General features: G+C 41.0%; 29 protein-coding genes. 28 read left to right on the plus strand and 1 reads right to left on the minus strand.

Annotated elements, in window-relative coordinates; translation table 11 throughout:
- Positions 1 to 107: 107 nt before the first annotated feature.
- From der to KHA99_RS25960, 28 genes are all read left to right on the plus strand, one after another.
- Positions 108 to 1418, plus strand: a complete 1311-nt coding sequence (gene der, locus KHA99_RS25825) for a ribosome biogenesis GTPase Der (protein WP_213120352.1) — start codon at positions 108 to 110, stop codon at positions 1416 to 1418.
- Between the two features lie 19 nt (positions 1419 to 1437).
- On the plus strand, positions 1438 to 2487 hold the full coding sequence (locus KHA99_RS25830) for an NAD(P)H-dependent glycerol-3-phosphate dehydrogenase (RefSeq protein WP_213120353.1): 1050 nt from the start codon (positions 1438 to 1440) through the stop codon (positions 2485 to 2487).
- 211 nt (positions 2488 to 2698) lie between these two features.
- Positions 2699 to 2884 carry a DUF2768 domain-containing protein gene (locus KHA99_RS25835; protein ID WP_213120354.1) on the plus strand — a complete coding sequence of 62 codons (186 nt, stop codon included), beginning with the start codon at positions 2699 to 2701 and terminating at the stop codon, positions 2882 to 2884.
- 28 nt (positions 2885 to 2912) lie between these two features.
- Complete coding sequence (locus KHA99_RS25840; RefSeq protein WP_213120355.1) at positions 2913 to 3620, plus strand: YphF family lipoprotein; 708 nt, start codon at positions 2913 to 2915, stop codon at positions 3618 to 3620.
- 307 nt (positions 3621 to 3927) lie between these two features.
- On the plus strand, positions 3928 to 5406 hold the full coding sequence (spoIVA, locus tag KHA99_RS25845) for a stage IV sporulation protein A (RefSeq protein WP_213120356.1): 1479 nt from the start codon (positions 3928 to 3930) through the stop codon (positions 5404 to 5406).
- A 343-nt stretch (positions 5407 to 5749) separates the two neighbouring features.
- The gene (gene hbs, locus KHA99_RS25850; protein ID WP_213120357.1) at positions 5750 to 6022 is read left to right on the plus strand and encodes a non-specific DNA-binding protein Hbs; all 273 of its coding nucleotides are present in this window, start codon (positions 5750 to 5752) and stop codon (positions 6020 to 6022) included.
- 153 nt (positions 6023 to 6175) lie between these two features.
- Positions 6176 to 6742, plus strand: coding sequence for a GTP cyclohydrolase I FolE (gene folE / locus KHA99_RS25855; protein WP_213120358.1), 567 nt, complete (start codon positions 6176 to 6178; stop codon positions 6740 to 6742).
- A gap of 28 nt (positions 6743 to 6770) precedes the next feature.
- Positions 6771 to 7007, plus strand: a complete 237-nt coding sequence (gene mtrB, locus KHA99_RS25860; protein WP_213120359.1) for a trp RNA-binding attenuation protein MtrB — start codon at positions 6771 to 6773, stop codon at positions 7005 to 7007.
- A gap of 224 nt (positions 7008 to 7231) precedes the next feature.
- Positions 7232 to 8038: a heptaprenyl diphosphate synthase component 1 gene (locus tag KHA99_RS25865; protein ID WP_213120360.1), complete on the plus strand. Its 807-nt coding sequence runs from the start codon at positions 7232 to 7234 to the stop codon at positions 8036 to 8038.
- Between the two features lie 3 nt (positions 8039 to 8041).
- Complete coding sequence (locus tag KHA99_RS25870; RefSeq protein ID WP_213120361.1) at positions 8042 to 8746, plus strand: demethylmenaquinone methyltransferase; 705 nt, start codon at positions 8042 to 8044, stop codon at positions 8744 to 8746.
- 39 nt (positions 8747 to 8785) lie between these two features.
- Complete coding sequence (hepT, locus tag KHA99_RS25875; protein ID WP_213120362.1) at positions 8786 to 9748, plus strand: heptaprenyl diphosphate synthase component II; 963 nt, start codon at positions 8786 to 8788, stop codon at positions 9746 to 9748.
- A gap of 98 nt (positions 9749 to 9846) precedes the next feature.
- The gene (ndk, locus tag KHA99_RS25880; protein ID WP_213120363.1) at positions 9847 to 10293 is read left to right on the plus strand and encodes a nucleoside-diphosphate kinase; all 447 of its coding nucleotides are present in this window, start codon (positions 9847 to 9849) and stop codon (positions 10291 to 10293) included.
- A 164-nt stretch (positions 10294 to 10457) separates the two neighbouring features.
- Positions 10458 to 11630 carry a chorismate synthase gene (aroC, locus tag KHA99_RS25885; RefSeq protein ID WP_213120665.1) on the plus strand — a complete coding sequence of 391 codons (1173 nt, stop codon included), beginning with the start codon at positions 10458 to 10460 and terminating at the stop codon, positions 11628 to 11630.
- On the plus strand, positions 11630 to 12706 hold the full coding sequence (gene aroB / locus KHA99_RS25890) for a 3-dehydroquinate synthase (RefSeq protein WP_213120364.1): 1077 nt from the start codon (positions 11630 to 11632) through the stop codon (positions 12704 to 12706). Before aroC ends, aroB begins: the two co-directional genes overlap by 1 nt.
- A gap of 15 nt (positions 12707 to 12721) precedes the next feature.
- Positions 12722 to 13096 (plus strand): chorismate mutase, encoded by a 375-nt coding sequence (gene aroH, locus KHA99_RS25895; protein ID WP_213120365.1) that lies wholly within the window; start codon positions 12722 to 12724, stop codon positions 13094 to 13096.
- 44 nt (positions 13097 to 13140) lie between these two features.
- A complete protein-coding gene (hisC, locus tag KHA99_RS25900) occupies positions 13141 to 14229 on the plus strand; it encodes a histidinol-phosphate transaminase (RefSeq protein ID WP_213120366.1) in 1089 nt (362 codons plus the stop codon).
- An 83-nt stretch (positions 14230 to 14312) separates the two neighbouring features.
- Positions 14313 to 15419 (plus strand): prephenate dehydrogenase, encoded by a 1107-nt coding sequence (locus tag KHA99_RS25905; RefSeq protein WP_213120367.1) that lies wholly within the window; start codon positions 14313 to 14315, stop codon positions 15417 to 15419.
- 26 nt (positions 15420 to 15445) lie between these two features.
- Positions 15446 to 16735 (plus strand): 3-phosphoshikimate 1-carboxyvinyltransferase, encoded by a 1290-nt coding sequence (gene aroA / locus KHA99_RS25910; RefSeq protein WP_213120368.1) that lies wholly within the window; start codon positions 15446 to 15448, stop codon positions 16733 to 16735.
- A 104-nt stretch (positions 16736 to 16839) separates the two neighbouring features.
- Positions 16840 to 17739 carry a hypothetical protein gene (locus KHA99_RS25915; RefSeq protein ID WP_213120369.1) on the plus strand — a complete coding sequence of 300 codons (900 nt, stop codon included), beginning with the start codon at positions 16840 to 16842 and terminating at the stop codon, positions 17737 to 17739.
- Between the two features lie 23 nt (positions 17740 to 17762).
- Positions 17763 to 19028 carry a tetratricopeptide repeat protein gene (locus tag KHA99_RS25920; RefSeq protein ID WP_213120370.1) on the plus strand — a complete coding sequence of 422 codons (1266 nt, stop codon included), beginning with the start codon at positions 17763 to 17765 and terminating at the stop codon, positions 19026 to 19028.
- A 42-nt stretch (positions 19029 to 19070) separates the two neighbouring features.
- On the plus strand, positions 19071 to 19637 hold the full coding sequence (locus KHA99_RS25925; RefSeq protein ID WP_213120371.1) for a ReoY family proteolytic degradation factor: 567 nt from the start codon (positions 19071 to 19073) through the stop codon (positions 19635 to 19637).
- Positions 19638 to 20033: 396 nt separating this feature from the next.
- Positions 20034 to 20498, plus strand: a complete 465-nt coding sequence (locus KHA99_RS25930; RefSeq protein ID WP_213120372.1) for a YpiF family protein — start codon at positions 20034 to 20036, stop codon at positions 20496 to 20498.
- 141 nt (positions 20499 to 20639) lie between these two features.
- Positions 20640 to 21143, plus strand: a complete 504-nt coding sequence (locus tag KHA99_RS25935; RefSeq protein ID WP_213120373.1) for a QcrA and Rieske domain-containing protein — start codon at positions 20640 to 20642, stop codon at positions 21141 to 21143.
- Between the two features lie 3 nt (positions 21144 to 21146).
- Positions 21147 to 21821 carry a menaquinol-cytochrome c reductase cytochrome b subunit gene (gene qcrB / locus KHA99_RS25940; protein ID WP_213120374.1) on the plus strand — a complete coding sequence of 225 codons (675 nt, stop codon included), beginning with the start codon at positions 21147 to 21149 and terminating at the stop codon, positions 21819 to 21821.
- A gap of 60 nt (positions 21822 to 21881) precedes the next feature.
- Complete coding sequence (locus tag KHA99_RS25945) at positions 21882 to 22658, plus strand: menaquinol-cytochrome c reductase cytochrome b/c subunit (RefSeq protein WP_213120375.1); 777 nt, start codon at positions 21882 to 21884, stop codon at positions 22656 to 22658.
- An 88-nt stretch (positions 22659 to 22746) separates the two neighbouring features.
- Positions 22747 to 23340 (plus strand): lipoprotein heptaprenylglyceryl N-acetyltransferase LhaT, encoded by a 594-nt coding sequence (lhaT, locus tag KHA99_RS25950; RefSeq protein ID WP_213120376.1) that lies wholly within the window; start codon positions 22747 to 22749, stop codon positions 23338 to 23340.
- Between the two features lie 78 nt (positions 23341 to 23418).
- Entirely contained in the window at positions 23419 to 24213 is a 795-nt protein-coding gene (gene ypjB, locus KHA99_RS25955; protein ID WP_284035984.1) for a sporulation protein YpjB, read from the plus strand.
- Positions 24214 to 24274: 61 nt separating this feature from the next.
- Complete coding sequence (locus KHA99_RS25960; RefSeq protein WP_213120377.1) at positions 24275 to 24952, plus strand: zinc metallopeptidase; 678 nt, start codon at positions 24275 to 24277, stop codon at positions 24950 to 24952.
- A 34-nt stretch (positions 24953 to 24986) separates the two neighbouring features.
- Here the strand turns inward: KHA99_RS25960 and KHA99_RS25965 are convergent, their stop codons facing one another.
- Positions 24987 to 25859 carry a YitT family protein gene (locus KHA99_RS25965; protein ID WP_213120378.1) on the minus strand — a complete coding sequence of 291 codons (873 nt, stop codon included), beginning with the start codon at positions 25857 to 25859 and terminating at the stop codon, positions 24987 to 24989.
- Between the last annotated feature and the right edge of the window lie 163 nt (positions 25860 to 26022).

Here is a 26022-nt window from a genome sequence, read left to right on the forward strand (position 1 = left end):
GATAGTTAGACCCTTCTGGGGGTACCCCGAAGGGTTCTTTCATCATTTTTAGTAACTTTACATACTAAAAAAGTTTGATTAACGGATAAGAAAGGATGGCGATTAGAATGGTTAAACCTGTTATTGCCATTGTGGGAAGACCGAATGTCGGAAAATCCACTATTTTTAATAGAATTGTTGGTGAACGAATTTCCATTGTTGAAGATATCCCAGGTGTGACGAGAGACCGAATTTATAGCTCAGGCGAATGGCTGAACCATGATTTTAATATCATCGATACAGGCGGGATTGATATTGGTGATGAGCCGTTTCTGGAGCAAATCCGGCAGCAGGCGGAAGTGGCGATTGATGAAGCTGACGTCATTATCTTTTTAACGAATGGAAGAGAAGGGGTTACGGCTGCCGATGAAGAAGTGGCGAAAATTCTTTATAAAACAAAAAAACCAATTATCCTAGGGGTTAATAAGATCGATAATCCTGAAATGCGGGATATGATTTATGATTTTTACGCACTTGGGTTTGGTGAGCCGATTCCGATTTCGGGGTCTCATGGACTTGGCCTGGGGGATTTATTGGACGCGGCGGCAAACCATTTTCCAAAAGGCGGAGAAGAAGAGTATGGTGAAGATGTTATTAAGTTTTCTTTAATTGGCCGTCCGAATGTCGGAAAATCTTCTATGGTTAATGCCATTTTAGGAGAAGACCGAGTGATTGTCAGTAATATCGCCGGGACAACCCGTGATGCCATCGACTCTCCTTATACGTACGAAGGACAAGAATATGTTATCATCGATACAGCAGGAATTAGAAAAAAAGGAAAAGTATACGAAAGCACCGAAAAATATAGTGTTCTGCGTGCGCTTAGGGCCATTGAACGGTCAGACGTGGTTTTGGTGGTCATTAATGCGGAAGAAGGAATCATTGAACAGGATAAGAAAATCGCCGGCTATGCCCATGAAGCCGGAAGAGCGGTCGTCATTGTCGTTAATAAGTGGGATGCTATTGAAAAAGATGAAAAAACGATGAAAGAGTTTGAGCAGAAGATCAGAGATCATTTTCTGTTTCTTAATTACGCCCCGATCGTTTTCTTATCTGCAAAAACGAAAAAAAGAATCCATACCTTGCTGCCAATGATTAATTTGGCTAGTGAGAACCATGCTATGCGTGTCGAAACAAGCGTCTTAAACGATATTATCATGGATGCGGTTGCCATGAACCCGACGCCAACGGATAAAGGCAGACGATTAAAAATTTATTATGCAACACAGGTTGCCGTGAAGCCACCAACCTTTGTCATTTTTGTCAACGAACCAGAATTACTGCATTTCTCTTATGAACGTTTTCTTGAAAACAGGATAAGGGATGCATTTGGCTTTGAAGGCACCCCTATTAAAATCTTTGCAAGAGAAAGAAAATAGCCTTGAGGCGGTGATCTTAATGGAAGAGAAACAAAAGGCTTCTGCCGTCGTCGGTGCTGGGTCCTGGGGGACAGCCCTGGCGATGGTGCTGGCGGATAATGGACTCGAGGTCCGGTTGTGGAGCCATAATGAGGAACAAGTTAAAGAAATTAATCAGTTTCACACAAACAAAAAATATTTGCCTGGAATAGAACTTCCTGAATTAATCGTTGGCTATGCTTCCTTAAGCGATGCCTTGGCAAATATTAAGCATGTTATTTTAGCGGTTCCCACAAAGGCCATTCGCGAGGTCATTCGGAAAATTCAGGCTGTCGTAACTTCTCCGATTACGATAACGCATGTAAGTAAGGGGATTGAGCCCGATACTTTGATGAGAATTTCGGAAATCATTAAGGAAGAAATGCCTAAAGAGCTGTTAGATGCTGTCGTTGTTCTTTCTGGTCCAAGCCATGCCGAGGAAGTTAGTCTCAGACACCCGACAACGGTTGCGGTTACTTCGGAAAATATGGAGGCAGCTGAAGAAATTCAGGATTTATTTATCAACCACAATTTCCGTGTCTATACGAATTCCGATGTAATTGGGGTTGAGATTGGCGGTGCCTTGAAAAATATTATTGCTTTGGCTGTAGGAATTACCGATGGTTTGGGCTATGGTGATAATGCCAAAGCTGCCCTTATGACAAGAGGATTGGCAGAAATCGCGCGGCTTGGCACAAAAATGGGAGCTAACCCGTTAACTTTCTCCGGCTTGGCTGGAATAGGTGATTTAATTGTCACATGCACCAGTGTTCACTCAAGAAACTGGAGAGCAGGAAATTTATTAGGGAAAGGAAAAACCCTAGAGGAAGTACTTGATAGCATGGGCATGGTCGTGGAAGGTGTCAGAACCACGAAAGCTGCTTACCAGCTGGCCGAAAAATATGAAGTGAAAATGCCTATTACCCGTGTGCTTTATGATGTTTTGTTTAATGGCAAAAATGCAAAAGACGGGGTAGAGGTATTAATGGGCCGCAGCAAAACGCATGAGATGGAAGATTTGGTTAATATTTTAGATGAAAGACATATATAACGAAAAAATGTGTCTTTTCCCTCAAAAAATAGGCATTCTTCTGATACGCTTTAACATGAAAATGCATACAATGCATCGAAGCAACTTGGTAGTATGACGCTGGAGTATGGGTTATTTAGTCTTTGACCTGGCTGAAGTAAAGAACTCGCCCCTCTTTACTTCAGTTTTTTATTTTTATGTTATAATAACATTCGGACAAGGGGGGATTACGTTGTCACCAGGTATGTTAAAAATGTGGATATCCGTTGGCGGAATGGCTTTAATGTTTCTCGCCATTATAACCATTTATTTGAGCAGGTATAAATTAACAGGAGTACTCCGTTTTGTTACAGCTATTTTTGCCTATCTATTTATGATTGCAGCAGGGCTGACACTGCTTCTCGTTTTCCTGACATGATGAAAAATATACATATAAAGGTGATTATATGAAGTGGAAGATGCTGGGCTTGTGTGCAGCTTTGGCTTTCCTGTTAACGGGATGTATGTATCCAAAGGAGGAATTGGCAAAGAATCAGATTCCCTACAAGGATCAAATACAAGCAGTTCAAACGGCTGTGGACGATTTTAGAAATGATAATGGTGGCATACTGCCAATCAAAACGAAAGAGGCGGGTACCCCCATTTATCAAAAGTATCCAATTGATTTTAAAAAGATTGCCCCAAAATATATAGCTGAACCACCCGGTAATGCATTTGAAAACGGGGGGATATTCCAATACGTTTTGGTTGATGTGGAAACCAGTCCAACTGTGAAACTTATTGACTTAAGAATGGCTGAAACGATCCGGGATATGAAATTAAGATTAAAGGCAATGGGGTATCCGCCCTATAAAAAACAAATTGCCAAAAATGTGTTTACTTTAGACTATAAAAAATTGGGATATAAGGAGTCTCCGTATGCTGTCAGCCCGTATTCCAATCAAAATTTATCCTTTGTCATCACTGGGAATGCCGAAGTATATATAGATTACAGCCCTGACCTCTATCAGGCAATAAAGAAATCAGAACAGAAGTTGAATCCCGGCGAGGATATCCGGTCTATTCTAGTCAATAACTCTATGTTCGTTCCGGCTTTTTCCCTTCCCTACACCGTAGACTCAAAAACAAATGAACCGGTATTTCTAGAAGAATAAGATTTAAAAGTCATAACCCTTTTCCTGCGAAATATATTGTAGGAGAAGGGTTTTTTTTCAATAAATAAACGCGGTACGGCGAATTCCTAATTCCATCGTATCGATGAACATAAATAGAAACCCTCCATCCATTTTGACCTTACAGGTACTGTAAATACCAGCATTACATGAAATTTTTTTTGAAGGAGGTAGAAAATTTTAGAAAAGTGTCATAACTGGGTAGGACAACATCATAAACATATACTGTCCAAAAATACCTATATGGATGGAACTATCCCACTTTACTCTATGATCAGGAGGGGATCACTTGGAAAAGGTAGATATTTTTAAAGATATTGCCGAAAGAACGGGCGGCGATATTTATTTAGGAGTAGTCGGAGCAGTACGAACAGGAAAATCAACATTCATTAAAAAATTTATGGAGCTTGTTGTCTTACCGAATATAAACAGCGAAGCAGATAGATCGCGAGCACAGGATGAGCTTCCGCAAAGTGCAGCAGGAAAAACAATCATGACAACTGAGCCTAAATTTGTCCCAAATCAGGCCGCAACTGTTCATGTTGATGAAGGCTTGGATGTCAACATAAGACTTGTGGATTGTGTTGGCTATACAGTACCTGGAGCTAAAGGATATGAAGATGAAAATGGCCCTAGAATGATTAATACGCCATGGTATGAAGAGCCTATTCCATTCCATGAGGCCGCTGAAATTGGCACTAGAAAGGTCATTCAGGAGCATTCCACAATAGGTGTGTTAGTTACAACAGATGGAACCATTGGAGAGATTCCAAGAAGTAATTATATCGAGGCTGAGGAAAGGGTTATTGAAGAGCTCAAAGAAGTCGGCAAACCGTTTATTATGGTAGTGAACAGTGCCCAACCATACCATCCAAGTACAGAGACTCTAAGGTCCAACCTGGCTGAAAAATATGACATTCCTGTCATTGCCATGAGTGTTGAGAGCATGCGGGAAAATGACTGCCTAAATGTACTCCGCGAAGCACTTTATGAATTCCCTGTTCTTGAAGTCAATGTCAATCTACCAAGCTGGGTAATGGTTCTAAAGGAAAACCATTGGCTGAGAGAAAGCTATCAGGATGCTGTTAAGGAAACGGTAAAAGATATCAAGAGATTGAGAGATGTCGACCGGGTTGTACAGCATTTCAGTGAGTTTGAGTTTATTGACAAGGCGGGACTCGCTGGAGTAGAAATGGGTTCAGGTGTGGCTGAAATCGATTTATTTGCTCCGGATGAATTATATGATGATATTTTAAAAGAAATAGTCGGGGTAGAAATCAGAGGAAAAGACCATTTGCTGGAGCTTATGCAGGATTTTGCCCATGCAAAAGCGGAATATGATCATATTTCAGACGCCCTGAAAATGGTGAAACAGACGGGATATGGAATTGCTAGTCCAACACTTTCAGATATGAGCCTCGAAGAGCCGGAAATAATCCGTCAGGGTTCCCGTTTCGGTGTTAGATTAAAAGCAGTTGCACCATCCATTCACATGATTAAAGTAGATGTCGAATCAGAATTTGCGCCGATTATTGGAACAGAAAAACAAAGTGAAGAGCTAGTCCGTTACCTAATGCAGGATTTTGAAGATGACCCGCTGTCTATTTGGAATTCTGATATATTTGGCCGCAGTTTGAGTTCCATCGTCCGTGAAGGCATTCAGGCTAAGATTTCATTAATGCCGGAAAATGCTAGATACAAATTAAAAGAAACACTTGAAAGAATTATTAACGAAGGCTCGGGTGGCTTGATTGCCATTATTTTATAAAATTGGACTCCTCTGGAGTCTTTTTTTATGCGTTTCTACCCAATTATGACCAATAAAGTAGAATTTTGTAGAAGAAAAGAAAAGATTCCCATAATTTCTTGAAATCTTCTTGATATGCTGAATTGATTATGATAATCTTTTAACAGAATTACGTTAGTAGTGCATCAGTCCTTTATTTTAAAAGGTTTTTTCAAAGATTTAGAAATTGCTGCAAAAGCGGTAATTTTTATAACTTTTACAATAAAACTGCGCTGTTGAACGTATAGAAATCAGAAAAAGTGTTTAGAAATGTAGATAAGTAATCTTATTTATCTCGATAAACCTTTGGGAGGAGGTGAAAGGCATGAACAAGACAGAACTTATTAATGCAGTAGCAGAAGCTAGCGAACTTTCTAAAAAGGACGCAACTAAGGCGGTTGATGCTGTTTTTGATTCGATTTTAGATGCTTTAAAGAATGGTGATAAGGTTCAACTTATCGGTTTTGGTAACTTTGAAGTACGCGAGCGTGCAGCACGTAAGGGGCGTAACCCTCAAACGGGTGATGAAATCGAAATCGCGGCAAGCAAGGTTCCTGCTTTCAAACCAGGTAAAGCGCTTAAAGACGCAGTAAAATAATTACATAAATTATTGCTTTAAGCGAATGCTTAAGAGCAAAGGCCATGGCAAACACCATGGCCTTTTTCTTTGTGCGCTGTTAAATTGCCTGCTTAGAAAACAATATGCTAATATGTATTTGTCATCTATTAGAGGCAAATAGGAGGAGTTAACATGTCAGAGGTAAATCGTGCCCAAATTGAAGAGGCGGTACGTTTAATATTAGAAGCAGTCGGGGAAGATCCAAATCGGGAAGGACTTCTTGACACCCCTAAGCGTGTGGCAAAAATGTATGAGGAAGTTTTTAGCGGGTTAAAGGAAGATCCTAAAAAGCATTTTGAAACGATATTCAGTGAAGACCATGAAGAACTGGTATTGGTGAAGGATATTCCGTTTTATTCGATGTGTGAGCACCATCTTGTCCCATTTTTCGGGCATGCGCATGTGGCCTATATCCCGCGAAATGGTCGTGTAACGGGCTTAAGCAAGCTGGCAAGGGCCGTCGAAGCTGTTGCCAAAAGACCGCAGCTGCAGGAAAGAATCACTTCCACCATTGCTGATAGCATTATGGAAAAATTAGAGCCGCATGGTGTAATGATTGTGGTAGAAGCAGAACATATGTGTATGACGATGCGTGGAGTGAAAAAACCGGGAGCAAAAACCGTAACAACTGCTGTTCGTGGAACACTTGCCGAGGATGTCAACGCCCGCTCCGAAGTGCTATCCTTAATAAAAAATTAACTTTTTCTAAAACTTTAGAGGTGATGAGATGGAAAACCGGCAGCCACAAAGTAGTGATTATATTGTCATTAAAGCAAATGATGATGGAGTTAGTGTCATTGGTCTGACAAGAGGTACTGATACAAGATTCCACCATTCTGAAAAGCTTGATAAAGGTGAGGTATTAATTGCTCAATTTACAGAGCATACTTCTGCTATTAAAATTAGAGGGAATGCCAAAATTCTTACTCAATACGGGGAAATTGAAAGTGAAATAAAAAAATAGAGGACTTCTTGGTCCTTCTGTTTTTTATAAGAGTATTCTTAGTTGATGAGAAATATAATTATTTTGTGAATTCCTGCTCATGGATGTTTATATGTGTTATAATGGTGACTGCCTTGTTTATTGGCAGAGTTTTTCTTACTTAATTATTTAACATGCATTTTCCTTTTGGATTAGGAAATAAGAATACATAATGATACTACTTCGGGGAACAAGGGTGATTAAAAATGCAGGATATTCGACAAAAGTTAATAAGCATTAAGGAAAAAGTCGAAAACCGTGTTTTTGATCCTTACTTGCTAGAATTTATTGAGAGCCCAATAGTTGACGAGGATAAACTCCTAATTTTAGTTTCCATTATGGACCAGATGGGTTTGTCTTATCACGAAATGGAAAACTATGCACTCTCGACTATGCTGGTGCAAATCGCCCTCGATACCCATGAACATATTACATCAACAAATGAGGAAAAAAACCGGCAGCTAACTGTGTTGGCCGGGGATTATTTTAGCGGATTGTATTATAAGCTCCTGGCCGATTCAGATGACATTTTCATGATAAAAGCACTGTCAGAAGGAATTAAGCAAGTAAATGAACATAAGATTTCAGTATATTTTCCTGAGTCAGAGGATATCGAACAGCTGATGAAAAGCATAATGGTCATTGAAAGCTCGCTGCTTTCGAAGCTTGCCGAATATTTTAATATCGACCTTTGGAATGATGTTCTAGCCAATTACTTGCTATTCAAACGGTTATTAAACGAAAAGGCTTTATTCCTTCAAACAGGCAGCTCCATTTTATTTGCTGCATTGAAAAAAATAATGGTACCACTCCACGACCATAACAAAGACTTGCCGGATATTCAGAACGATCAGCTTTTAAAGGTATGTGACCGGTATCTTGAACTTTCAAAGCAAATAATTAAAAAAGGGATTCCAAAGCTTCCATATCTAAATCATTTGCTTGAAGGCAGGATTTCCAATTTATTAAATCAATATAAGCCATATGCCAAAACATTTGTGGAAGAAGGGTGAAACATGCAGCAATCGAAAGAACAACGTGTTCATCAAGTGTTCGAAAAAATTTCTGATAGCTACGACAAAATGAACTCTGTTATCAGCTTTCAGCAGCATATTAGATGGCGTAAGGACACGATGAAAAGAATGAATGTACAGCCTGGCTCCAAAGCCCTGGATGTCTGCTGCGGGACAGCTGATTGGACAATTGCTTTGGCAGAGGCTGTCGGTCCATCCGGAAAAGTGATTGGCTTAGATTTTAGTCAAAATATGCTGAAGGTGGGAAAGGAAAAAGTTCGCGAGCTTGGGTTGAATCAAGTTGAACTCATCCATGGCAATGCAATGGAACTGCCTTTTCCTGATAATAGCTTTGATTACGTCACCATTGGCTTTGGTTTAAGGAATGTGCCGGATTACCTGCAGGTACTAAAAGAAATGCAACGGGTTGTAAAACCGGGCGGAATCGGGGTTTGCCTTGAAACATCCCAGCCAACCCTTATTGGTTACAGACAGCTGTTTTTCTTTTACTTCCGCTTTATAATGCCTTTATTCGGAAAGATGTTTGCGAAAAGCTACCAGGAATACTCTTGGCTTCAAGAGTCTGCACGCGATTTTCCAGGGATGAGAGAGCTGGCTAGAATGTTTGAGCAGGCTGGCTTTCGAAATGTAAAATATAAGCCATACAGCGGCGGTGCGGCTGCTGTTCATATCGGACATAAGAAATAACATGAAACAAAGACAGGATGAAAAGCCAGGTGGATACAAATGAAATTAAAAATGATGTATTCATTTTTGAATTCGGATATTAGTTTAATCGAGAAAAAACTGGAGGAGACGATCAAATCAGAGTCTATCCTCCTGCAGCAGGCTTCATTGCATACATTACAAGCCGGAGGAAAAAGAATTCGTCCTGTTTTTGTTTTGCTTGCAGGAAAATTCGGCAGCTATGATATAAACGTCATGAAGAATGTTGCGGTCGCATTGGAACTAATTCATATGGCCTCGCTTGTTCATGACGACGTCATCGATGATGCTGACTTAAGAAGGGGACAGCCTACTGTCAAAGCAAAATGGGATAACAAGACAGCGATGTATACGGGTGACTTCGTGTTTGCCCTTGCGCTCGAATTGATGACTAATATCAAGCATCCGTTAGCCCATAAAATTTTGGCCAATGCCATAGTCGAAGTAAGCGTAGGGGAAATCCAGCAAATTAAGGATAAATATCGTTTTAATCAGAACCTTCGAGACTATCTGCGCAGAATTAAAAGAAAAACAGCTTTGTTAATTGCTGTCAGCTGCCAACTTGGGGCGGTTGCGGCAGATGTTGAAGAAGCCATTCATAAAAAGCTTTATCGGTTTGGGTATTATGTAGGAATGTCCTATCAGATAATTGACGATATTTTGGACTTTACGGGAACGGAAAAAGAATTAGGCAAGCCTGCTGGCGGCGACCTTCTGCAAGGAAATATTACGGCTCCTGCCCTGTTTGCAATGGAAAATGAGGCAGCCCGAAAAGAAATAGAAAAAGTCCATGCAAAAAGCTCAAAAGCCGACATAGAAAGAATTATTTCCTTGGTCAAGCAAACCGGTGCAATTGACAAATCGCTTGCTTTAAGTGACCTTTATTTAGAAAAGGCCCTGTCGATTCTAGAAGAACTGCCTGCCAACAAAGCAGGTAAAGCGCTTCGGGATATTGCCAAGAACATTGGCAGAAGAAAATTCTAGTTTGATTACAGTCTTGCCATTTATACCAAACAATGTTAATATTTTCGTGGATTGTTTTCGTTAGCAATCATATACATAATTATTTAGGAGTGGAATAGATGGAAAGAACTTTTTTAATGGTTAAACCAGATGGTGTACAACGCAATTTAATTGGTGAAATTGTTGCCCGTTTTGAGAAAAAGGGCTTCCAATTAGTTGGAGCAAAATTAATGAACATCTCTACAGAACTTGCATCTGAGCATTATGGCGAGCATAAAGAGCGCCCATTCTTCGGGGAATTAGTTGATTTCATTACCTCCGGACCAGTATTTGCAATGGTATGGCAAGGTGAAAACGTGATTGCGACTGCCCGCCAAATGATGGGTTCTACCAATCCAAAGGATGCTGCACCTGGAACAATCCGCGGTGACTTTGGCTTAACGGTTGGCAAAAATGTTATTCACGGCTCTGATTCACCTGCAAGTGCACAACGTGAAATCGGCATTTTCTTTAATGAGGCTGAATTAGCAGAATACACAAAAATAGTAAACGAATGGATCTATTAATCCAAATAATGAAAGCACTTGTATGACAAATACAAGTGCTTTTTTGTATACGCATTCATAAAGAAAATTTCTTTTTTCTGAATTGTCCTACTATGTTTATTCGGCTGTATATGTTATATTGATACATAATTCTTTAATGAGTTGAAGGGGGAAAGAATATGGGAATGAGGTACTTAACTGCGGGAGAATCCCATGGTCCGCAGTTAACGACAATATTAGAAGGTTTTCCAGCAGGTATGCCTTTAGAGGCAGATGATATAAATAATGATCTTTCAAGAAGGCAAAAGGGCTACGGCCGCGGCAGAAGAATGCAAATTGAAAAGGATACGGCAGAAATTATGTCAGGTGTCCGCCATGGATTGACACTCGGCTCACCGATTGCTTTAGTCGTTAAAAATAACGATTGGAAGCATTGGACAAAAATCATGGGGGCTGAACCACTTGAAGAAGGCCAGGAGGACGAAGTAAAAAGAAAAGTTAGCCGGCCAAGGCCAGGCCATGCCGACTTAAATGGTGCGATAAAATATGGACATCGTGACATGAGAAATGTCCTTGAACGTTCGTCCGCACGTGAAACAACGGTTCGGGTAGCAGCGGGGGCAGCTGCCAAAAAGCTGTTGTCGTTAGTTGGTGTGGACCTTGTATCACATGTTGTTGAAATTGCCGGGATTAAGGCGAATGTTGACAGTTCAATTACACTGAAGGAATTAAAAGAGCGGACAGAAAATTCACCAGTGCGGACCGGAGACCCAAATGTGGAGCAGGAAATGATGAATGCTATTGATGAGGCCAAGAAAAATGGTGATTCCATTGGTGGCGTAGTGGAGGTCATTGCGACCGGGATGCCAGCTGGCGTGGGCAGCTATGTTCATTATGATCGTAAATTAGATGCAAAATTGGCGGCGGCGATTGTCAGCATTAACGCATTTAAAGGTGTGGAAATCGGCATTGGTTTTGAAGCAGCCTCTAAACCAGGCAGTCAAGTCCATGATGAAATAGCTTGGAATAAAGAGCAAGGATACCACCGTTTAACAAACCGGCTAGGCGGTTTTGAAGGCGGAATGACAACAGGTATGCCAATTGTTGTCCGCGGTGTAATGAAGCCGATTCCGACCCTTTATAAACCATTAATGAGCGTTGATATTGAAACAAAAGAACCGTTTTCAGCCGGCGTTGAACGTTCCGACAGCTGTGCCGTTCCAGCGGCTGCTGTAGTGGCGGAAAGTGTCGTAGCTTGGGAGCTTGCAAATGCGTTAGTGGAGCAATTTTACAGCGACCGTTTCGACACCTTTGCTGCAGAAATCGATAAGCAGCGTGCCTATGCGAGGGAATTTTAATGGACACAATTCAAATCCATACAAAGTCAAAAAACTATCCTGTCTTTGTTGGAGAAGGTACCCTTCAAGACATAGGCCCGTTTTTAACGCATCACTTTCCTAAATTGACGAAACTATTCATTATCACGGATGAAACAGTTGCCGGGCTTCATCTAGAGAAGCTTCTGGCCGTCTTAGAACCATTCAAAACGACTGTTTTTACTGCTCCGAAGGGTGAGAGGGCTAAAACCTTTGAGGTCTATTATAATGCCTTATCAACCGCACTTGAGTACCGTCTCGACCGGAAATCCATTGTATTAGCCTTGGGCGGGGGGGCTGTTGGTGACCTGTCTGGATTTGTTGCGGCTTCTTTTATGAGAGGAATTCCATTTATTCAGATACCAACCACAATCCTGGCACACGACAGTGCCGTAGGCGGTAAGGTAGCCATTAATCACCCGCTTGGCAAAAATATGATCGGCGCTTTTTATCAGCCAGAGGCTGTTTTTTATGACTTGGAATTGCTTAAGACTCTCCCAATCCAGGAGATTCGCTCGGGATTCGCGGAAGTGATTAAGCATGCCCTTATCAATGATGATTATTTTTATCAATGGCTTTCCTCCAATATAGATGACTTAAATTCCCTAACATTGGAGGAATTATCGAAGTCATTAACAAAAGGGATTCGGATTAAAAATGAATTTGTCAGTCAGGATGAAAGGGAAACAGGCGTCCGAGCCTTTTTGAATTTTGGGCACACATTGGGCCATGCCATTGAAGCGGAAATGGGCTATGGGAATTTCACTCACGGTGAATCGGTCATGATTGGGATGGTGTTTGCCTTAAAGCTCAGTATCGAGTATAGAGGGCTCTCTTTTCCATTGCAGGAATTCATCCAATGGGTTGAAAGGCTGGGTTATCAAACCAAGATACCTAATCATTTATCTCTTGAGAAATTAGTAACCAAAATGAAACAGGACAAAAAGTCCGTTGGGGAAACGATTCATTTTGTATTCCTCGAAGAAATAGGGAAACCGGTACTTCAAGAAGTAAATGATGCTGATATTCTTGAAAGACTCAGGAAGTTTTTAAAGTGAAGGGGGAGTTTAGCCATGATTAGAGGGGTGAGAGGAGCGACAACGGTTGACGCTAACACGGAAGAAGCGATTGTATCTGCAACCGAAGAGCTTTTGGCAAAATTGATTGAGGTCAATCATATCGAGCCGGACTCCGTCGCATCCGTTTTTATTTCTACAACTGAGGATGTCAATGCCGTTTTTCCTGCAAAGGCATTGCGTAATTTCGCTGGCTGGACATATGTTCCGGTCGTATGCATGAGAGAGATTCCTGTTCCAGGTTCTTTAAAAATGTGCGTAAGAATCATGATGCACGTCAACACCTCTATATCCCAAGAAGACATCATTCATGTCTATTTAAAGGATGCAGTGGCACTTAGACCAGACTTAGGCAGCAGCTTGTCATTATAGGGCTCTGTCCATTTTAGAAAAATATAGAAAGGATGTATATGATCATGAGATGGAAAGAACAATTATTAACTCTTACACCATATCAACCAGGGAAATCCATTGAATCAGTAAAAAGACAATATAATTTAGAGCAAATTATTAAGCTGGCTTCGAATGAAAATCCGTTTGGATGTTCACAAGCGGCTCTTTCTGCACTAAAAGAAAATTCGACAAGCCTTGCTATTTATCCTGATGGGTATGCCACAATTTTAAGAGAAAAGCTTGCTTCCTTCCTACAAGTGGGCGAGGATGAAATCATCCTTGGAAACGGTTCAGATAACCTTATCCAGATGATTTCAAGGGCGCTCCTGCATCCAGGTGCCAGCACGATCATGTCGACCCATACATTTTCCCAATATAAGCACAATGCTGTAATTGAAGGGGCTGTCATTAAAGAGGTGCCAGACATTGATGGGGAGCATGATTTAGAGGGATTTTTGACGGCCATTGATGATCAAACCAATGTTATTTGGGTGTGCAGTCCGAACAATCCAACTGGTACATATATACCGGAAAGTAAACTGATTCCATTCCTAGATCAAGTTCCCGAACATATTCTTGTAGTACTTGATGAAGCCTACTATGAATATGTGGTGGCGGAAGATTACTATGATTCCATTAGTCTCGCACGGAAGTATCCGAACTTGATTGTACTCAGGACATTTTCAAAAGTTTATGGCTTAGCGGCGGTCCGTGTCGGTTATGGTATTGCCAATAGCAGCATTATCAAAGCGCTTGAGCCAGCCAGAGAACCATTTAACTTAAACTCATTAGGGCAGCTTGCCGCAGCTGAAGCTCTTTCCGACCAAGAGTTTGTCGAACAATGCAAACAGAAAAATAGACAGGGTCTTGCTCAATATTACGAATTTTGCGAGAACAACAGCCTGAAATTTTATCCGTCCCAAACGAATTTCGTTTTAATCGATTTTCAAGTAGAGGCGAATGAAGTATTTCAGTATTTGTTAGAACGAGGCTATATTGTCCGCTCCGGTAAAGCACTTGGTTTTCCAACAGCGGTAAGAATTACAGTAGGATCTCCTGAACAAAATGAAGGATTAATTAAGGTTCTAGAGCAATTCCTTTCAGAAAAATAAACAGCAGTGCCTAAGAAAATTGTCCAGCATATGGCGCCGATAGATAGGCGCCTTACGCTTTTTGTTTTAGGGGGAGTGATCCATTGAAAGGCCGGGTTTTTGTTATTGGATTAGGGTTAATCGGGGGCTCGCTGGCGCTTTGTATAAAAAAAGAGCATCCGGAATCGACCATTATAGGATTTGATATTAATAGAGAACAGGTCAGACTTGCCAAAATGCTGGGTGTCATTGATGAAACAGCGGAGAATATTCCCGATGGCTCACAGTATGCTGATTTAATCATCGTTTCCGCACCTGTAAATGATTCGAAAACGATACTTAAGGCTCTCTCCACATTACCATTAAAACCGGATGTCATTATTACTGATACGGGCAGCACAAAAAAGATAATCGTCGAAAATGCTGCTGATTTAAGGGACAAGGGAATCACCTTCATTGGTGGTCATCCGATGGCGGGGTCGCATAAAAGTGGTGTTTCAGCTGCGAAGGATATCTTGTTTGAAAATGCTTTTTATCTTTTAACCCCTGTAGAAGTGGCCGACACAGGTAAGGTAGATGAGCTTAAGGACTGGTTAAAAGGAACAAAAGCGAAGTTTTTGACGATAACACCTGATAACCATGATTATCTGACAGGCATTGTCAGTCACTTTCCGCATATCATTGCCGCATCCATTGTCCGCCAGACAGAGAAATTGTCTGAATCGGAATCCTTAATCCCCCGTCTTGCGGCAGGAGGTTTTAGAGACATTACCAGGATTGCCTCCAGCAGTCCAAATATGTGGAAGGATATTTTGCTTCACAATCGGGAAAATTTAATTGCTCTATTAAATCAGTGGCAGGAAGAAATGGAAGGGGTAAAGGAATTACTCCAAACAGGTAACGAAAAGGATATCTATCAATATTTCTATCAGGCTAAACAATATCGGGACAGCCTTCCGGCCAAAGAAAAGGGTGCAATCCCAGCCTTTTATGATTTATATGTTGATATTCCGGACGTTCCCGGGATTGTTTCTGAAGTGACCGGTTATTTGGCGAAGGAAAATATCAGTATCACAAATATTCGCATTCTCGAAACACGTGAGGATATTATCGGTGTCCTTGTCATTAGTTTTCAAACAGAAGGAGACAGGCAAAGAGCCGAGAAGTGCATTCTTACTTATACAAACTACTCCACCTCGAATGGGAGTTAAAAAGATTTAAATTAAAAGGTGATGACATGACTTCATTAAAGCTAGCAACAAATAATAAAAGTTTAACTGGAGAAATAACGATTCCAGGGGATAAATCAATCTCCCATCGTTCTGTCATGTTTGGCTCGATTGCCCACGGAGAAACGCGGGTCACGAATTTCTTACCAGGTGATGATTGCCTAAGCACCATTTCCTGTTTTCGTAATCTCGGGGTAACCATTGAAGAAAATGGCGGAGAACTCCGCATTTTAGGCAAAGGTTTCGAAGGCTTAACCGAACCTGACGAAGTTTTAGATGTCGGCAATTCCGGCACAACCATACGATTACTAATGGGAATATTAGCGGGCAGACCATTTTTCTCTACACTCGTGGGTGATGAGTCAATAGCGAAAAGACCTATGACCAGAGTAACAGGTCCATTATCGAAAATGGGTACGGCCATCGACGGTCGGAAAAATGGGGCATTTACTCCCATCTCCATAAGAGGTGGCAAATTAAATGCTATTCATTACGAACTTCCAGTTGCAAGTGCGCAGGTAAAATCAGCACTGATTCTCGCCGGTCTTCAGGCCGAAGGCGAAACGACGATTTTAGAACCTGCCAATACTCGTGATCATACCGAGAGAATGATTCGTAAGTTTGGCGGTAAGATTTCTAAAGAAGGTCAAACCATTAGGGTAGAAGGGGGACAAAGGCTGTCTGCAGCAAGTGTAAATGTGCCGGGAGATATATCTTCCGCTGCTTTTTTCCTAGTTGCTGGCGCTGTTGTGCCAAATAGTGAAATCGTTCTGAAAAACGTAGGTTTAAATCCGACCCGGACAGGGATCATTGAGGTTCTGAAAAACATGGGCGCTGAACTAGAGATTATCCAGACGGAGGATGATTCTTTCGAGCCAGCGGGTGATCTTGTAATCAGAACATCAAGCTTGAACGGTACGGTAATCGAAGGCGAGTTAATTCCTAAATTAATCGACGAAATTCCCGTCATTGCTCTTCTTGCCACGCAGGCCGAAGGTAAAACAGTCATAAAGGATGCAGAGGAGTTAAAGGTAAAGGAAACGAACAGGATTGATACAGTTGTTCAGGAGCTTAAGAAACTTGGTGCTGACATCGAAGCAACAGAGGATGGGATGATTATTCACGGCAGAACCAAACTACATGGCGGAGTGGTGTCCAGTCATGGGGACCATCGAATCGGCATGATGCTTGCCATCGCTTCTCTCCTTTGTGAAGGTGAGGTCACCTTGGAAAACCCAGAAGCAATAGCCGTTTCCTACCCTAATTTCTTTACACATTTAGAAAGTCTAATTCACTAAAAAGCTGCCTTCCGGGGCAGTTTTTCCTTTTTAATCCTCATGCCCTATCATACTTTTTCAAAAATCCGCATAGCTTGTCATAAACAGATGAAAAGGGTGAGAGGATGGCGTATATCATTGAAAATGCCAATATCCTAAAAAGGAAAGAGCTGAAAACTTGCTCGTTATTCATACAAGACAACCGGATTGCTTCCATCCAATCAAATTTTAAGTACTACCGTCATATTAAAATGGACCTAGAGCCATATATCATGACCCCTTCATTTGTCCTGTTGAATACAAACATTCCACTGAAAAACTCGTTTCAAGACATGAAAAAATGGATGATTGATTCCTTTCTTACGAAGGGCTCCACTACCTTATTCACTTATGTACAGGCTTCCTTTGCAGAGGAAATACCCGATAAAATCAATGAACTGAAAGTTGCCCTTAGCAGCAGCCCAATTGATTATCTAATCGGGGTAAAAATACCAATGCGACTGATTACCCCCTCAATGATCCGCAAATGTAAAAAAGAAAAAGTGCCTGCTATTTTTGTTGATTTGGATAACCCTGATGAATTAGCGTCCGTACCATGGGGATGGATTAGAGAAGCGTTATTTCCCTACAATTGCCCGTTAATTCCAATTATTTCTTCAACAGAAAAGAAGGAAGCAAAGGCCGTTCTGTCGAAATGGTTAACTATAATGGAAAAGGAAAAAATACCGGCCCTATTAGATGAATTAGAAGAAAACATACCGCTCTCAGCAACTGTTTTAAATAAGATTGGTTTATTTCCGCATAAAGGCAGCCTGATGAACGGGACAGAACTAAGCTATAATCTATATGAAAAGTCCAGGGAAATCATCAATGTTGATGAAGCTGCTTTATTTCATTATTATGGTGATAGACTAGCAATCACAGTACACAAGGGAAAAATCGTCCGTTCCGGGAAAGAGGTATTATTTAAACCAGGATATGGAGAATATGTAAACGTGCGAACACCATCGTTTTTTTCCTTGTAAGTAAACGGGAGAGGTATATGTCAATGGAGCGAATCAAGAAAATTATTACGATGTTAGAAAACGGCCAACATAAAGAGGCCTTAAATGAATATAATGTTGTACTACAAAGCGGCATGCCAGAAGAGAAATTTCTTCTTGGTGAAGAGTTATTCCAATATGGTTTTCTCGACGAAGCAAGGGCCTTGGTAGAGAATTTGTTAAACAGCTATCCTGAAGAAGGAGAACTGCTGATTCTTCTTGGTGAAATTCTGATTGAAGCAGGTGAAGAGGAAGAAGCCATTCTTGTTTTGGAAAGAGTTTCCGAACTTGATGTTCATTATGCGCAAAGCTTGCTGCTCATGGCCGACCTTTATCAGCTGCAAGGATTATATGAAGTTTGTGAAAACAAACTCTTAAAAGCAAAGGAAATCTTACCAAATGAAATCATCATTGATTTTGCACTAGGCGAGCTTTACAGTGAACAAGGGGAAGTAACAGCAGCATTAAATGCCTATGAAAAGGTTCTTAAGGAGACAACTGAAGTTGCCAGTGTTAACATTCATGCCCGAATGGCAGACCTGTTAAGTGCGTCCGGCGTTTTTGAAGAAGCATTAGTTTATTACGACAAAGCGCTTGAAGAGAAATTAGAAATAAACACACTTTTTGGTTACGCTTTCACAGCCCTACAGGCAGGCTACAACCGGACAGCTATCGAAAAGTTTACAGAATTAAAAGAACTAGATCCGGAATATCATTCGCTTTACTTACTTCTTGGAAAGGCTTATGAGCGGGAGGAAGAGCTTGAAAATAGCTTCCGGATTGTTCAAGAGGGCATTAAACTTGACGAGTTTAATAAAGATTTATTTTTCTATGGTGGTCAAATTGCCGCCAAGCTAGGGAAACTTCCCGAGGCTGAACAATATTTGCGGGAAGCACTTGTTTTGGACCCCGGATTCACTCAGGCTGTAGTGGTGCTGAATAAGCTATTTTTACAGGAAGAGCGCTATGAGGATGTTTTACTTCTTCTGTCAGATCTTGGATTGACCGATGACGAAGAGCCTCAGCTTCTATGGGACTCAGCCCTTGCTTATCAAAAGTTGGAGTCATATTCAAAAGCATTAGACAAATATGAAAGTGCATATACTTTTTTTAAGAATAACGAAACTTTTTTACAGGATTATGGATATTTTCTAATGGAAGAAGGAAAAACCACCCCTGCCGCCGAAATTTTTAAACAACTGCTCGCATTTGATCCAACCAACAGCGAGTATCTGGATGTGCTTGAACGTCTTGACCAATTTGAAGATTAAATAAAACAAAAAAGATGAATATGCAGAGGAGGGAATACGACTATGGCAACCCCTGTTTCTGTCAACGAGAAGAAGGATTTTATACGCTGGTTTTTAAATCATTATCAATTAAAAAGAAGAGAATGTGTATGGATTCTAAATTATTTAATGAGTCACGATCAGCTTATGGAAAAAGTTCATTTTGTGGAGCAGGCCCAATATTGTCCGCGCGGCCTGATCATGTCGACTCATTGTGTGGATAAAGTGCCATTCCGCTTTTATAAAGAAAATGTGATGACCACAGATGCCGAAAAGTCCTTCCATGATATTCGCTTGAATCGCGATGAGGACATTTATATTCAATTAAATTTTCATGCTTCTAATCAAGCACACCAGTATGCAGCCGTTTTGGAGGAGAATCCATACGTTCCGAAACACCTCCAGGTAAATGAGAAGGATGGAATCGTAGCAGAGCAATTTTTGCAAAACAGTATCGAACGCTTTCAGCGGGAAAAACTCCTCCAATTAATAGATGAGGCCTTAGATAAACAAGACCGCCCCGCTTTTGAACGATTAACCAAACAACTAAATAAATTAAAATCATCCGAACCAAAAGGAAGCCTGCGCTAAGCAGACGTCAGAGGCTGTCGAGTTATTCTCGATGGCCATTTTATTTATCTAAATTACCATACTTAGATTGATTGACTCTCTGTTGATTGGAGCGGAGGGCATTGGGACTCCAGCGGGATATAGAGGTCACTGGAGACCCCGCAGGCGCTTTCAGCGCCGAGGAGGCTTCAGGACCTCCTCGCGGAAAGAGAGTGCCCGGAGCGGAAATCGACAGGCCCATTTGCAGAAGTTTGCTATAAGCAGACTTTTTTTTATCTAGCTGCAGGCCCTGGTCAAGGCGCTTCCGCTTTTTTTGTTATTTTAAACAAATTTTTTTATAAGTTTTATTTTCTTTTAAAGTTTTAGGAGATAATGATAATATAGGGGTAGCGATGAATAAAGGTTGGTGTAACATAGATGAAATGGATATCCCAAGAGGTTGAGACCTACTTAAATGCGAAGGAGTACGTCGATACCGCTGTTGTACCGTTATATTCGGTAGCCATTGGCGGGGAGATGAAAGAATCAGCAGAAGCAGCCGAATTTATTGGCCTGTTGACCACTCATCTTGAAAGACAATTTACAGGAAGAATTTTGTTGTTCCCGCCATTTACATATTTAAAAAATGATTCAGGCGAAAAAGTTTTAGGCGAATTAAAGAATTGGGAGGTGAACATACTAGAGGCTGAATTTAAACATGTATTTTATATTACCTCGGATATCGAATGGAGAACACGTGAAAACGAACTTGATGGTGCTGTTATCTGGGTTCCCTCGATACCTCTCGAACAAATGAATGATTCGCAGAAATTAAAAATGATGGACAGCCAAGTAAAGCAGCTTTTAGCACTTTTCACACAAAAGTGGCATCAAAAAGCGTAAAAACAATGCATAATCCTTATTTTAAAACAGTATTGATATTGACCTTACTCAGAAGTTGATATATCATTGTTATGTCCTAGTTTTATATGTGTTTAATTAAATGTCCGCTGGACTTACTTCGTGAATAGAGGGGGGATAATCATGAGTAAAGAGCGCGTTTCTAGACGTCAATTCTTAAGCTACACATTAACAGGTGTAGGCGGTTTCATGGCTGCCGGCATGTTAATGCCAATGGTAAGATTTGCAGTTGACCCAGTGTTAAAGGCCGAAGCTGGCGGTGATTTCATCGCAACTCCGAAAAAAGTGTCAGAACTTACTGACGAACCGGTTCGTGTAGACTTCACGTTCAAGCAGAAGGATGCCTGGTATGAGTCAGATGTAACCGAATCTGCGTGGGTTTACAAAGACGGAGATAAGATTATTGCACTGTCGCCAGTATGTAAACATTTGGGCTGTACCGTTAACTGGAATTCTGACAAGGAACATCCGGAACAATTCTTCTGTCCGTGCCATTACGGCCGTTATACGAAGGATGGTACCAACATTCCTGGTACACCACCACTTCACCCGCTAGATGTATATCCATACAAGGAAAAAGACGGTTTCCTATACTTAGGAAAAGCAAAACCACGGAAGGAGGCGTAATCATTGTTAAACAAAATTTACGATTGGGTAGATGAACGTTTAGATATTACGCCTATGTGGCGCGATATCGCAGACCATGAAGTGCCTGAGCATGTTAACCCTGCCCATCATTTTTCTGCGTTTGTCTATTGCTTTGGCGGTCTGACATTTTTCGTTACTGTAATTCAAATTCTTTCCGGTATGTTTTTAACCATGTATTATGTGCCGGACATCAAAAACGCATGGGAATCTGTTTTTTATCTGCAAAACCAAGTTGCATTCGGACAAATTGTCCGTGGAATGCACCACTGGGGAGCAAGCTTAGTATTAGTTATGATGTTTTTACATACGCTTCGAGTCTTTTTCCAAGGAGCCTATAAAAAACCTCGTGAATTAAACTGGATTGTCGGAGTACTGATTTTCTTTGTCATGCTTGGCTTAGGTTTTACAGGCTACCTTTTACCTTGGGATATGAAAGCACTGTTTGCAACGAAGGTAGGTTTGCAAATTGCTGAAGCGACGCCGTTTATCGGTTCCTATGTTAAAATTCTGTTATCCGGACATGAAACTATTGTCGGTGCGCAGACATTAACCCGTTTCTTTGCGATTCATGTATTCTTCCTGCCTGGAGTATTGTTTGGATTAATGGCAGCACACTTTGTCATGATTCGCAGACAAGGTATTTCTGGACCACTTTGATTCGTTTTGATCTAAACTAGAAAGTTTTATATAACTGCAGAAAAAGGAGGGGATTGCTCAATGCATAAAGGTAAAGGTATGAAGTTTGTCGGTGATTCGCGCGTGGTAGCGCCCGAAGCACGTAAACCGATGCTTCCAAAGGATTACTCGGAATACCCTGGCAAAACTGAAGCGTTCTGGCCTAACTTCCTTTTAAAAGAATGGATGGTAGGTGCAGTATTTCTTGTTGGCTTTTTATGTTTAACCGTTGCTCATCCGGCTCCGCTAGAAAGGATTGCCGATCCGACTGATACGGGCTATATTCCATTACCAGACTGGTATTTCTTATTCTTGTATCAATTATTAAAATATACTTACGCCTCTGGGCCGTACACTGTTATTGGTGCAATGATTATCCCGGGACTTGCTTTTGGAGGATTATTATTGGCTCCATTCCTTGATAATGGACCTGAACGCCGTGCGAGTAAGCGTCCAATTGCAACAGGAGCTATGTTATTGGCATTGGCTGCGACTGTATTTTTAACTTGGCAATCTGTAGCTACACATGACTGGGCAGCTGCTGAGCGTCAAGGGAAAATCGTTGAAAAAGTCGATATTGATAAGACTGCAGAAGGATATCAAATCGCTAAAGATAACACATGTTTAACATGTCATGGTGAAAATCTTCAAGGCGGTGCCGGTGCACCAACCTTGATCGGTACAGGTTTAAAACCTGAAGAAATCGCCAAGATTGCAAAAGAGGGTAAAGGCGGCAAAATGCCTCCAGGTATCTTTAAAGGTGATGACGAACAGCTGAAAAAGCTATCTGAATTTATCTCTGGACTTGGCGCAAAATAATGCTGCACTATAAAAGCTGACGGGATTACGTCAGCTTTTTTGTATATTCTGCAACAAACTAAAAACGAATAATGGAAGGGGAGTCATTGTGCGCTGGATTTACCCTCTTATGGCCAATCGGTCGATTCTTAAATTGCTATTAATTGTTAATATAGCTGGGACAATCTATGGGTATTATTGGTATGGATGGCAGTTGGAGAATACCCCGGCTATATTTTTAATTTTTGTACCGGACAGTCCCACTGCAAGCCTCTTTTTTGTTTTTGTCCTTATTGCCTTTTTATTAAGAAAAAATTGGCCGCTGATGGAAGCACTGGCGATTGTCACACTTTTTAAATATGGAATTTGGGCTGTCATGATGAATATCCTTGTTTTTGTTGTTCAAGGGGAATTGGATCCAGTCGGTTATATGTTGATTTTCTCTCATTTTGCCATGGCAGTCCAAGGGCTCTTATTCGCACCGTTTTATCGTCTCAAACTATGGCATTTAGTAGTGACTGCAATTTGGACACTGCATAATGATATCATCGATTATGTTTTCTTTATGCTGCCAAGCTATCAAATGCTTGACCGTTATATCCCGCAAATCGGCTACTTTACGTTTTGGCTGTCTATTCTTTCCATTGGAATTGCCTATTATCTTTGTATCCGCCAAAAAAGTTTTAAACTTGAAATTAAATAATTCTCAGCTATAAATTATGGTCTAACCTTGTCCACCCTTTCATACATTTTATTAGTAACGAAAAGGGGGACAAGGTTAGTGAATATAAAGAAGTTCCTGTTATTAGCAATTATATGTTTACTAATGCCGATATCAGTATATGCGGAAGGACAATCCCCAATGGAGCGGCTTGATGACATTTCCGATGAAGCTCTTCAAATGGTCAAGTTTCATAGATATGATGACGCCAGGAAGTTGCTTGATTATTTTTCTGATCAGTTTAAAGGTGTTACAGTCACCGGACAGCCATTAACAATGGATGAGGTTCGAATCATTAACACTTCACATGACGAAGCAATGGAAGCAGCAGTAAGTCCAGATATGAAACATGAGGAGCGTATTAATAAGTTGACGAAATTCAGGCTGGTTATGGATGCGATTGCCACAAGTCATCAGCCCTTATGGACGGAGATGGAAGGTCCAATCATGACAGCGTTCCACCAAGCCAAGGAAGCAGCTGTGACCGGTAATTCTGCGAATTTCCATGCGAGTTTTAATACGTTTTTATCTCTCTATAACGTCATTTATCCAAGTATGAAAATTGATGTTCCTGTGGAAAATATACAAAGATTAGATGCACGTATCAAATTTATTGATGAATATCGCTCTCAAGTTTTAACTGATTCACAAGGCCGGGTAGAGCTAGATAAACTTGATACAGATCTGCAGAATTTATTTGCCAATATCGAGGATGATGAGGCCGATCCTTCCCTTTGGTGGGTGATCATTTCAACAGGGAGTATTATCATTGCGACATTATCTTATGTCGGCTGGAGGAAGTACCAAGGGGAAAAGGATGTTAGAAAAGACCGGTCCAGAGAGCATAAAGATTGACGCCTCTAATCCCTTTTACTAAAATGTAAATCATCAAAGAGCTCTCTTAGGAGGTTTCATCATGTATTTGCTATATTTTGCTTTCATCATTCTGATTCCTTTGTGGGCACAGTGGAAAGTAAAAAGTACATTTACAAAATATTCTAGAATTTCTGCCGCAACATATCATAGAGGTGCAGAAGTGGCCCGAGAAATATTGAATGCCAACGGTTTGTATAATGTTGCCGTAGAAGAAGGCCGGGGATTTTTAAGCGATCATTATGACCCAAGCAGCAAAACTGTTCGTTTGTCACCAGAAAATTACCACGGACATTCCATTGCAGCGGCAGCAGTTGCGGCTCACGAATGCGGACATGCCATCCAAGATGCTCAAGGATATGCATTTTTGCGGTTTCGCCATGCCTTAGTTCCAGTTGCAAACCTTGGTTCAAATGCCTCGTGGATTCTTATCATGATCGGCATATTTGCCCATCTGTCAGGAATGCTGCTGTTAGGAATTATTTGTATGGCAGCGGCTGTACTTTTTCAAATTGTAACTCTTCCTGTTGAATTTAACGCCTCAAGCCGGGCCATGGACCAAATTGCCTCACTTAGATTGGTCGGCAGCGGAGAGGAAAGGGAGGCCCGCAAGGTTTTAAACGCGGCAGCCCTTACTTATGTAGCAGCGGCAGCAGTAGCCGTTCTGGAATTACTTAGATTAGTATTAATTTTTACTGGGATGAATCGAAGTGAAGATTAACCAGAAAAGACTGACTCGTTCCCGAGTCAGTCTTTTAGTCTGTTATCGGCATTTTATTCTCATCCAGCGTAAAGCCTTCCCCGTGGACATCATGGACGATAGAAATGGAGATAAATGCATACGGGTCGACTGAAGTAATCAGATTTTTTAAACGCATAATTTCATTCTTAGCGACCACACAATATAGGACGTCCCGTTCGTTTTTTGTATAGGAACCGAAACCTTTCAGAGCTGTAACACCGCGTTCCATCTCCTCCATAATTTTAGCGGAGATTTCTTCGTTTTTCTCGGAAATAATCATCGCGCCTCTTGCTGAGTAGGCACCTTCTTGAATAAAGTCTATTACCCTGGCCCCAACAAAAACGGCAACCAAGGTATACATCGCCTGTTTGTAATTCAAATAGGTGATTAAGGAGAGAGTGATGACACAGGCATCAAACAGAAACATCGTTTTGCCCATGTTCCAGCCAAAGTATTTTTGGACGAGCCGGGCAATAATATCAACGCCACCAGTTGTGCCGCCATACCTGAAGATGATCCCTAATCCGATACCGGCAAAAACTCCAGCAAACAGGGCAGCAAGCGTTAAATCATGATTTAATGGCATGTTAATCGCGTTGCGCTGAATAATCCATAAAAAGACGGACACACTGACTGTTCCAATTAGGGTGTAAAAAAAGGCATTACGACCAAGCATCTTCCATCCTATAAAAAATAGCGGGATATTTAAAATCAAGTTGGTATACGACGGATCCCATTTCCAAAGGAAAAATAACAAAAGAGTGATCCCCGTAAACCCGCCTTCCGCCAGTTTGTTCTGCATATTAAAATGGACCAGTCCAAATGAAAATATCGCTGCGCCAAGCAGGATAAATAGTATATTTTTTATTTTAAGGCTAAATATCATATCCTTCCTCCTCATCCATATTTTTCTTCCTTATGGCGGATTTAATTATATCGAATAATTTATTGTTGGGCAATCTGGCCAGCGAATTCCAATCATTCCAGTGAAAACATTTGTAAATCAGCCATAATTTAGCTAACATAAAATAGTGAGCAGGAGCATGCCT

It is taken from the genome of Neobacillus rhizophilus (assembly GCF_018343535.1).
Classification (GTDB): Bacteria; Bacillota; Bacilli; order Bacillales; family Cytobacillaceae; genus Neobacillus; species Neobacillus rhizophilus.

What these genes read in the sequence shown, in the direction of transcription:
- KHA99_RS25870 (WP_213120361.1), top strand. Translation starts at nt 8,042, where the DNA reads ATGCAGCAATCGAAAGAACAACGTGTTCATCAAGTGTTCGAAAAAATT.
- KHA99_RS25930 (WP_213120372.1), top strand. Translation starts at nt 20,034, where the DNA reads ATGAAATGGATATCCCAAGAGGTTGAGACCTACTTAAATGCGAAGGAG.
- ndk (WP_213120363.1), top strand. Translation starts at nt 9,847, where the DNA reads ATGGAAAGAACTTTTTTAATGGTTAAACCAGATGGTGTACAACGCAAT.
- aroB (WP_213120364.1), top strand. Translation starts at nt 11,630, where the DNA reads ATGGACACAATTCAAATCCATACAAAGTCAAAAAACTATCCTGTCTTT.
- aroA (WP_213120368.1), top strand. Translation starts at nt 15,446, where the DNA reads ATGACTTCATTAAAGCTAGCAACAAATAATAAAAGTTTAACTGGAGAA.
- KHA99_RS25915 (WP_213120369.1), top strand. Translation starts at nt 16,840, where the DNA reads ATGGCGTATATCATTGAAAATGCCAATATCCTAAAAAGGAAAGAGCTG.
- hisC (WP_213120366.1), top strand. Translation starts at nt 13,141, where the DNA reads ATGAGATGGAAAGAACAATTATTAACTCTTACACCATATCAACCAGGG.
- KHA99_RS25925 (WP_213120371.1), top strand. Translation starts at nt 19,071, where the DNA reads ATGGCAACCCCTGTTTCTGTCAACGAGAAGAAGGATTTTATACGCTGG.
- KHA99_RS25935 (WP_213120373.1), top strand. Translation starts at nt 20,640, where the DNA reads ATGAGTAAAGAGCGCGTTTCTAGACGTCAATTCTTAAGCTACACATTA.
- hbs (WP_213120357.1), top strand. Translation starts at nt 5,750, where the DNA reads ATGAACAAGACAGAACTTATTAATGCAGTAGCAGAAGCTAGCGAACTT.
- hepT (WP_213120362.1), top strand. Translation starts at nt 8,786, where the DNA reads ATGAAATTAAAAATGATGTATTCATTTTTGAATTCGGATATTAGTTTA.
- aroC (WP_213120665.1), top strand. Translation starts at nt 10,458, where the DNA reads ATGAGGTACTTAACTGCGGGAGAATCCCATGGTCCGCAGTTAACGACA.
- KHA99_RS25945 (WP_213120375.1), top strand. Translation starts at nt 21,882, where the DNA reads ATGCATAAAGGTAAAGGTATGAAGTTTGTCGGTGATTCGCGCGTGGTA.
- KHA99_RS25920 (WP_213120370.1), top strand. Translation starts at nt 17,763, where the DNA reads ATGGAGCGAATCAAGAAAATTATTACGATGTTAGAAAACGGCCAACAT.
- folE (WP_213120358.1), top strand. Translation starts at nt 6,176, where the DNA reads ATGTCAGAGGTAAATCGTGCCCAAATTGAAGAGGCGGTACGTTTAATA.
- KHA99_RS25830 (WP_213120353.1), top strand. Translation starts at nt 1,438, where the DNA reads ATGGAAGAGAAACAAAAGGCTTCTGCCGTCGTCGGTGCTGGGTCCTGG.
- der (WP_213120352.1), top strand. Translation starts at nt 108, where the DNA reads ATGGTTAAACCTGTTATTGCCATTGTGGGAAGACCGAATGTCGGAAAA.
- aroH (WP_213120365.1), top strand. Translation starts at nt 12,722, where the DNA reads ATGATTAGAGGGGTGAGAGGAGCGACAACGGTTGACGCTAACACGGAA.
- KHA99_RS25865 (WP_213120360.1), top strand. Translation starts at nt 7,232, where the DNA reads ATGCAGGATATTCGACAAAAGTTAATAAGCATTAAGGAAAAAGTCGAA.
- KHA99_RS25840 (WP_213120355.1), top strand. Translation starts at nt 2,913, where the DNA reads ATGAAGTGGAAGATGCTGGGCTTGTGTGCAGCTTTGGCTTTCCTGTTA.
- KHA99_RS25965 (WP_213120378.1), bottom strand. Translation starts at nt 25,859, where the DNA reads ATGATATTTAGCCTTAAAATAAAAAATATACTATTTATCCTGCTTGGC.
- mtrB (WP_213120359.1), top strand. Translation starts at nt 6,771, where the DNA reads ATGGAAAACCGGCAGCCACAAAGTAGTGATTATATTGTCATTAAAGCA.
- KHA99_RS25960 (WP_213120377.1), top strand. Translation starts at nt 24,275, where the DNA reads ATGTATTTGCTATATTTTGCTTTCATCATTCTGATTCCTTTGTGGGCA.